At 35.4% G+C, this 9,365-nt stretch carries 4 protein-coding genes; all 4 read right to left on the bottom strand.

Annotated elements, in window-relative coordinates; translation table 11 throughout:
• Nucleotides 1–83 precede the first annotated feature (83 nt).
• The gene (locus ABD766_RS14855; protein WP_344817425.1) at nucleotides 84–335 is read right to left on the bottom strand and encodes a hypothetical protein; all 252 of its coding nucleotides are present in this window, start codon (nucleotides 333–335) and stop codon (nucleotides 84–86) included.
• A gap of 4 nt (nucleotides 336–339) precedes the next feature.
• The gene (locus ABD766_RS14850) at nucleotides 340–6,399 is read right to left on the bottom strand and encodes a T9SS type A sorting domain-containing protein (RefSeq protein ID WP_344817424.1); all 6,060 of its coding nucleotides are present in this window, start codon (nucleotides 6,397–6,399) and stop codon (nucleotides 340–342) included.
• Nucleotides 6,400–7,254: 855 nt separating this feature from the next.
• Nucleotides 7,255–7,506: a hypothetical protein gene (locus tag ABD766_RS14845; protein ID WP_344817423.1), complete on the bottom strand. Its 252-nt coding sequence runs from the start codon at nucleotides 7,504–7,506 to the stop codon at nucleotides 7,255–7,257.
• Between the two features lie 4 nt (nucleotides 7,507–7,510).
• Nucleotides 7,511–9,365, bottom strand: a 1,855-nt coding sequence (locus ABD766_RS14840; protein WP_344817422.1) for a T9SS type A sorting domain-containing protein, incomplete at its 5' end; no start/stop codon positions are given.

Here is a 9,365-nt window from a genome sequence, read left to right as displayed (position 1 = left end):
AATTCTTATAATAAAATATAAATGCCCTAGAGAGTTTCTAATTCTTTAGGGCATTCTTGTTGTTAATAAAGGTTAAATTTATTTTAGTTTGCTTGATTAATTTTTCTTTGTTTTTTTACTATTGAGAACCCAGCTAAAATTATTCCTGAAAATATTAATAAACCTATTTTTTCGTCTATAGGCAACGGAGCCGTGTTGTCTGCTGTGTCTTCTTCAAAAGCAGGAGGTGGAGCTTGCCCTTGCCATGGATCTGTTTCTCCTTGAGAAAAGGAAACGGTTATGTTAACAAAAAGGAATATGATTAATAGTATATTTTTAATTTTATTTGTTTTCATATTATTATTCAATTATTAATTTTTTTATACTCTTTTCGTTACCATTTTGAATTTCTACATAATATATTCCTGTAGGCATACTTTGATTAGGAGTAATACTATTCTCTATTGTATTTTCTAAATCTTGATTGTAAACTTTCACACCTAAAGTATTGTAAATTGTTACTTTTCCGTTTTCTAAAGGTTGTCCCAAAATGATGTTGAAATTACCTTGTTTGGATGGGTTAGGGTACAGTGTAAAGTTTTTCCATTCATTATTTGCAGTATTCAATAAAGGATTACTATATACTATTCTGAATCTATCTGTTGCCGAAGTTTGTGTGTTAGTAGTAACTACCGTGTAAGGATAATTTACAGACCCAGATTGTGGAATTTCAGTATAAGTTTGCAGAAATTGATCATGTAAATAAGCAGGAATTCCATTAAGATTTTCTCCTTGAGCCACTATCGTGTAATTGGTGCCTCTATATTGACTTATACGAATGGGTATAATATCAGAAGTGGTTGGTTGCATTCTTTTTTCAATGCTTATTAAGGCACCATTATTGAAAGTAGAGAACATTTCATCAGGATTAGCAAATTTTGCTGCATCGTTTTGATCTACACCATTATTGTTTGAATCATCAAAGAATATTATAGATCCATCTAATGGAGTTTGATTTAAGGCTAACGAGTTGCTATCATACAATTTCATTTTAATATTAGAAGTTGCGCTTATGCTTTGATTTGCATTTTTAAATACCAAATTATTTGAACCGGATAAATTTTTATAACTTTCTTCAAAGGTCATTGTTGCTCCACCATTCGCAGCTGTCCTTACAAAACACGCTTGGCCTGGTTGTAAAAATTTATTTGCTGAACCAATGTTAGGAGTTCCGTTCGTTGTTGATAAATCTACAGAAACATAGGCTCCTCTAGTATTAAGCGTTGGATCCCAAACATAGTAAAATAGATTGTTAAGGTTTGTAGCATTATCAAGAACCGTTTTCATATTTACTGGTGCTTGATAAGGATTTCCAATAAAATTATATGCAAATGCAGTATTACTTAAATTTGAGGGTGCAAAAGTTCCAGTATAAAGTGTACCAGTTGCTCTTAAGGTTGTTGGAGTAGCTGTTGGGCTCGTAAGGGACATGTCAATAGAACGATCACCTCTAACGTTTATTCGGTAAGGTACACCTGCATTTAATGTATTTACGTTAGTATTTGCTACAGCAGTCCAAAGAGCAGTTGCATTATTAAAAGTAAATAAAGAACTTGCGTTAGAAATTGTAGTATCAAATCCGTTGGCACTTCCACCAGCACCAGTTATATGTGTACCAAATCCTGGATTAGGATTTTGATTGTTTGAAAACGTGGTGTTGCTATTATTTACATTTTCTTGCCAATTTTCTCTTATTGTTGTATTTGTCGTAACAGCAGAACTAGTAAACCTAAAAGCTCTCTTAGCAGGGAAATAACGCTGTGTAGTTACGTTAGTTGCTCCGCTTAAAGTTCCTGTCATTGCACCAAATTCTGCTGTTCCGGTCGCATCCGACTCAAACAAAACTGGTCTTGCATTAAAATTTGCCGAACCATCAACAGTTAATGAGGCAGTTGGCGCAATAATTAAAGATGCATTTCCTTCTAATGTTAACGAACCTGAGTTTCCAACAGTAAAGTTAACATCAAGCGTTGGTGTTCCGCTGGATATAGTAATTATAGAAGAATCTAATGGAACACTACCACAAGACCAATTGGCAGTATCACTCCACAAACCGCCAGTACCAATCCAATTATTGTTGTTTGAAACGGTTATAGCTGCAGAAAGCTCGCTAGTTGTAATTTCTCCACATCCATTGGTAATTATACAACGATAGTATATTGTACCTGCACTAACATTAGATGGTGTAAATGAATTTGTAGTACTTCCTGTTCCACCTACTGCAGCAATCCAACCTGAAACACCATCAGTACTTTGCTCCCATTGAAATACTAAATCAGTGCCACTAGCTGTTACAGAAAGTGGACTAAAAGCAGTACCATTAATACAAGTGCTCTGAGCGGTTGAAGAAGGCTGCGAAGTTATGGAAGTTGTTCTACAAGGTTTGATTGATAAATTATCTATACCAATACCTTGACCATTAGTTGATCCGCCATTTCCAGTAAAGGTCCAAAGAAAATAATATCGCTGACCTGACTCAATAGATAAGTTATTTAAAATAACCGTTTTTGATATTGCTGTTGGAGGGTTAAAAACAGTTGTGTTATTTGCGTCAGCACTATAAGATTGATTACCTCCCGTGGCAGCAATAGTAGGACTAACGTTATTTCCATGAAAGAAAGTCCAATCAAAGGCCCTACTTCCCGAACGATATTTTTCATAATCCCAGTCAATTTCTATTGAGTTTATAGTACTCTCAGTAGTATTTAGTACAGAAGCTACAATATATTGGGGACTTGAAATACTACCTGTATTTAAAATTCCGAGTGCTCGATCTGTAGCTGATGCCGTAACGCCATTCGCCCAATTTATTGTTCCACCAGAGCTTGTGCCAGTTACAACCCCAGCACCTGAAGTACCGTAAGCAAATGTTGCAGTACTTGTCGCACTTGTAAAATTATTACCTCTACGAACACCTATTGGAAGACTGGCTGTACCGTTACTTCCCATACTATCAAAATCTTCAACTACTGCAGCACCCATGTTTGATAATACTATAGCTGTTGTATTTTGAACTACTATATTTCCAACTAAATACGTAATCGAATAATTAGAAATGAAGAATGTACCGCCTGTTGCAGCAGAAGGAATTACCTGATTGCTATAAGTACCAACTGCAGCTCCTGCACCGGCACCTGTTCCATAAGTAATAGTTACAGAACCAATAGTTTGACCCAATACTAAACCTGACGATGTGAAATCAGCAGAACCAGCACCTCCAGTTAAAGTTGTACCAATTTCTTTGGTTACATTATTTGCAGTTACTGTAAGTGATTTTGGGGTAATATCACCATTTGCAGAAGTAGTCGAAAGAGCATAATTAGCTGCTAAACCACCATTACTACCATTTCCAAGTACATAGGAAATTGTTGCTGATTTTCCAGTTCCAACATTTGCATCTTGATAAACCCCAGTTGCAGAAGTAATACCGACAGTTTCACTACCAACAAAGCCAGTTAAAGTACCAGCTGTTATAGTTCCTGTAGCTGTTGTTCCATTATAAATTTTAGAGGCAATTGTTGCTGCTGTTATACTTAATGATTTTGCAGTAATATTTCCCGAGGCAGTAGTATTCGCCAAACTGTAATTGCTAGCTAAACCACCATTTAAACCATTTGCTAAAGTGTAAACAATGGTCGCTGTTTTACCAGTACCCACATTGGCATTGGCAAACGTTCCTGTAGCTGATGAGACCGAAACCGTTTCCAAGCCAACAAATCCAGATAAAGTACCTGTAGTTACAGTGCCACTTGTGGTACTACCATCATACGTTTTAGAAGCAACGGATGCCGCAGTTATTGATAATGTTTTTGCAATGATATTTGCTGTTAGGTTAGTTGGCTGGATTAGCGTATAGTTGCCAGAATTTGCTCCACTTAAAGTTGCAGTAGAAGTTACCGATATACCAGAACCAGTATTTACTTGTGCAAATGTACCTGTACCTGATAAGGTTACTGCATCTGGCACAATAACACCGTTTAAAGTACCCGTAATAATTGCAGTAGTGGTGGCATCATATATTTTATTTGTTGCAGCAGGGCTTGTAAGAGTTACTACTTTTGCGGTTATGTCTGCCGATAATCCAGTAGGTTGTGTTAAGGTATAGTTACCTGCACCTGCACCACCTAGTGTTGAGGTTGAGGTTACACTAATTGACGTACCAACACCTATTTGTGCAAACGTACCTGTTGGAATTAGCGAAACCACATCTGGCGAAACCACACCTACCAATGTACCACCTGAAATAGTAGCAGTATTAGTTCTATCGTATGTTTTATTGCTAGCACTAGCACCAGTTACTGTTAATGCTTTTGCTGTAATGTTTGCTGATAAACTTGGTTGTGTTATAGTATAATTGGAACTTGGTGCCTCAAAGCCTGTAACTGTTATAGTTTTACTAGTACCAATTGCGGCATTCGTAAAACTATAATTTGCCGTTCCTACTATTGCAAAACTCTCCCCATTTGCTAAAGCGCTGTATTCAGCAGTTCCGGTTACTGTTGCTGTAGTTGAACCGTCATATACTTTGTTAGTACCTGTTAAGCCATTAATGGTTAAGTTTTTAGCAGAAACAGAACTTGAAACCGTTGCTATATTTTGCGAACTAGCTCCCGAACTTGTCAATGTAATATTTCCTGAGTAAGGTGATCCTACTACTGTTGCAACAGCTCTTAATCTTACATAAATAGTTGCATTAGCAATAATTCCTGCACTTCCAATGATTAAAGGAGCGCTATTTGTACCGATTGTAGTTGAAAAATTAGAAGAGGTTGCTACTTCAAAACCTATTGGTGGTGTAATTGTAATTCCCTCATTCATGGCAGCACCAGATACAGTAAAACTAGTTGAAGTACTAGGTGCGCCATAAATCGTTGAAAGACCTGATAATGAACCCGTCACAGTTATTGTTGGATTTGCCGGAGCTTCCTCAACAGTTATAGTTCCTGAAACATAGGTAATATCATAATTGGACGCTAAAAACGTCCCTGCAGTAGCCGCAGATGGAGTAACTTGATTCAAATAAACGCCAGGAGTTGCGCCATCACCTGTGGTTGCACCGGCACTTCCGTAAGCAATCGAAACACTTCCGATTGATTCACTTCCTACTAAGCCAACGCTTGAAAATGCCGTCGAACCTACACCATCTGTAAGTAGCAATCCAGCTGTTTTGGTGACATTATTTGCTGTTATGGTTAATGTTTTTGCGGTTATGTTTGCTGTTAAAGAAGGTTGAGTTACAGTGTAGTTTGATGATGGAGCAGAATAAGATCCTGTTCTTGTTAATACTATATTCGTTCCGACATCCGCGTTTGGGAATGCCCAAGTAACTGAACTTGATGGAGTGAAAGATTCACCATTCTCTAAACCTGCATATGCTGCAGTTCCTGTAACAGAAACTGTTGTATTCCCGTCATAAACTTTATTGTTTCCTGTAAGACCTGAAATGGTTAAGTTTTTGGTACTAACAGTGCTTGAAACCGTTGCAACATTGACGTTAGAGGCACCTGAACTGCTTAAAACAATATTTCCTGAATAAGTTCCAGGGACAGTCGTTGCTGCTAACCGAACATACACTGGTGTACTGGCAATAGTTCCAGCCGAACCAACTGTGGTTGCAGAACCAAAACCACTATTTGCAGATTGTGAAACTTCAAAACCAGCTGGAGGAGTTACTAAAATACCAGCAGTCATGTTAGTACCTGAAACATTAAAAGTTGTATTGGAAGAAACTGTGCCGTAGGTGGTTGTAAGAGCAGAGAGAGAATCTGAAGAGGAGATGCTAGGGTTGGCGACAACATAGTCTGTAAGTGTTATATCGTCAATGTTGAATCTTCTGTCTACAGAGATATTTCCTCCACTAACATGAATAATCCTGACACGTACATTTCCAGTAACGTTAATTGATGTTGCAGAGAATGTCTGTTCGTTGTTATTCGCTGGTGGTGTAAAATTAGATCCGGCTTGTGTCCAAGTAGACCCATTGTTAGTTGAATATTCAACTTTCCAGGTTGCTTGTCCATCAGTTCCATATCTCCAATATTTGAATGAGATGCTTCCTAAACCATTAGACTTATTACTATTCATTGTCATCGATGATGAACTGTGACCACGTATTCTTGCAGAACGAACTCCATTTTTATAATCATTAGCAGCAGTACCAATCAATGCTTCAGTCATATTCCATTGAATACCGCTAAGGGAAACATTGCCTGATCCATATGCATTTTTCGTTTCACCTGCCCCTTCGAAATTCACGGTGTATTGCCCCCAAACATTCCCACTGGACATAAGCCCTAAAAAAAACATCAATGCAAAATACCTTCGCAGTACTAATGCATTAAAAAAAGTAAAATTCTTCATAAATATATTTTGTTAGTAGATTAAAAATTAAATTTGTTGTTATGGGTTTTATTATCAAAGCGAATTAACTTTTTAAATAGTCTAAAAATAATCCGTTTCGTTATTTAATTTTATTTCATCGTAAATCCTAGGAAATAAAAAAGATAAACCAATTCAACGTTAAAAATTGAATTTTTTTAAGATAATTTATAATACCAAATCCTTTAAAGCATCTATTTACTACTTTAGTAAAAAATTAATTCAAAAAAGTAATCAAATTAGCATTAAAATTCAAAAGCAGGCAAAACTATAAAATTAAATTGTTTAACACAACATTTTAGTGTTACCATTTTATTATGAAATGATGATATTACCCTAAGTGTGGTTATTCCATTATTATCTCCTTTTTGGGAAGTAAATACTGCAGACATGATTTTAGTATTTGAACCTGAAGTGGATGCGATTGTAGTTCCATTCCAAGTTTAGGTTGTCTTCCCACAAAGGGACAAAACAACCAATAACAAAATCAGAAACCCAAAAGCTGATACAAATTTATTGAAAGAAATTCTACTTATAGTAAAAACTGTTCGGATAATATTATTCATAAAAATCAATTTTGTTTAGGGACTTACAGCTTGTAAAAGTTATCTTATATTAGTTTTTGGTTTTATTTAATTTGACTAATACTTAAATAAAAAAAAGAATTCACACGGATAACACCCTTGTGAATTCTATGAATTTAAAAATAAAAATTGCAGTCAAACTTATTGAATAAATAATTATTTTATTATTATTTATATTACAATAAAAAAGGTAATAAAGATGCATATACTTTTATTGTAAAACTTAAAAATAATTTTTACTGCCTTAAATGAACTAAGCATTTTTACTTTTTATTATCTTATGTTTGTTGGTTATGTAGGCACCCAAAATTATTCCTGAAAATATTAATAGACATAGTTTCTCGTCTATGGGCAAAACAGGCGTGTTGTCTGCTGTGTCTTCTTCAAAAGCAGGAGGTGGAGCTTGCCCTTGCCATGGATCTGTTTCTCCTTGAGAAAAGGAAACGGTTATGTTAACAAAAAGGAATATGATTAATAGTATATTTTTAATTTTATTTGTTTTCATATTATTATTCAATTATTAATTTTTTTATACTCTTTTCGTTACCATTTTGAATTTCTACATAATATATTCCTGTAGGCATACTTTGATTAGGAGTAATACTATTCTCTATTGTATTTTCTAAATCTTGATTGTAAACTTTCACACCTAAAGTATTGTAAATTGTTACTTTTCCGTTTTCTAAAGGTTGTCCCAAAATGATGTTGAAATTACCTTGTTTGGATGGGTTAGGGTACAGTGTAAAGTTTTTCCATTCATTATTTGCAGTATTCAATAAAGGATTACTATATACTATTCTGAATCTATCTGTTGCCGAAGTTTGTGTGTTAGTAGTAACTACCGTGTAAGGATAATTTACAGACCCAGATTGTGGAATTTCAGTATAAGTTTGCAGAAATTGATCATGTAAATAAGCAGGAATTCCATTAAGATTTTCTCCTTGAGCCACTATCGTGTAATTGGTGCCTCTATATTGACTTATACGAATGGGTATAATATCAGAAGTGGTTGGTTGCATTCTTTTTTCAATGCTTATTAAGGCACCATTATTGAAAGTAGAGAACATTTCATCAGGATTAGCAAATTTTGCTGCATCGTTTTGATCTACACCATTATTGTTTGAATCATCAAAGAATATTATAGATCCATCTAATGCCGTTTGATTTAAAGCTAATGAGTTACTATCATATAGGCTCATTTTAATATTAGAAGTTGCGCTTATGCTTTGATTTGCATTTTTAAATACCAAATTATTTGAACCGGATAAATTTTTATAACTTTCTTCAAAGGTCATTGTTGCTCCACCATTCGCAACTGTTCTTACAAAACACGCTTGACCAGGTTGTAAAAATTTATTTGCTGAACCAATGTTAGGAGTTCCGTTCGTTGTTGATAAATCTACAGAAACATAGGCTCCTCTAGTATTAAGCGTTGGATCCCAAACATAGTAAAATAGATTGTTAAGGTTTGTAGCATTATCAAGAACCGTTTTCATATTTACTGGTGCTTGATAAGGATTTCCAATAAAATTATATGCAAATGCAGTATTACTTAAATTTGAGGGTTCAAAAGTTCCAGTGTAAAGTGTACCAGTTGCTCTTAAGGTTGTTGGAGTAGCTGTTGGGCTCGTAAGGGACATGTCAATAGAACGATCACCTCTAACGTTTATTCGGTAAGGTACACCTGCATTTAATGTATTTACGTTAGTATTTGCTACAGCAGTCCAAAGAGCAGTGGAATTATTAAAAGTAAATAAAGAACTGGCGTTAGAAATTGTAGTATCAAATCCGTTAGCACTTCCACCAGCACCAGTTATATGTGTACCAAATCCTGGATTAGGATTTTGATTGTTTGTAAACGTGGTGTTGCTATTATTTACATTTTCTTGCCAATTTTCTCTTATTGTTGTATTTGTCGTAACAGCAGAACTAGTAAACCTAAAAGCTCTCTTAGCAGGGAAATAACGCTGTGTAGTTACGTTGGTTGCTCCGATTAAAGTTCCTGTCATTGCACCAAATTCTGCTGTTCCGGTCGCATCCGACTCAAACAAAACTGGTCTTGCATTAAAATTTGCCGAACCATCAACAGTTAATGAGGCATTTGGCGCAATAATTAAAGATGCAGTTCCATCTAATGTTAACGAACCTGAGTTTCCAACAGTAAAGTTAACATCAAGTGTTGGTGTTCCGCTGGATATAGTAATTATCGAAGAATCTAATGGAACACTACCACAAGACCAATTGGCAGTATCACTCCAAAGACCAGTTGTTCCTACCCAATTGTTGTTGTTTGAAACGGTCATAGAAATACTATTTGATGTTGCAGGCGAACCTGTTAAACAAGGAGAGGCATTTGACGTCATT

The sequence above is a fragment of the Flavobacterium cheonanense genome, from assembly GCF_039539185.1.
In the GTDB taxonomy this organism is placed as follows: domain Bacteria; phylum Bacteroidota; class Bacteroidia; order Flavobacteriales; family Flavobacteriaceae; genus Flavobacterium; species Flavobacterium cheonanense.
This window is presented reverse-complemented; position numbering and strand designations above follow the sequence as displayed.

Bases quoted from the DNA above. Each gene is read 5' to 3' on its own strand.
- ABD766_RS14855 (WP_344817425.1), bottom strand. From the start codon at position 335: ATGAAAACAAATAAAATTAAAAATATACTATTAATCATATTCCTTTTT.
- ABD766_RS14850 (WP_344817424.1), bottom strand. From the start codon at position 6,399: ATGAAGAATTTTACTTTTTTTAATGCATTAGTACTGCGAAGGTATTTT.
- ABD766_RS14845 (WP_344817423.1), bottom strand. From the start codon at position 7,506: ATGAAAACAAATAAAATTAAAAATATACTATTAATCATATTCCTTTTT.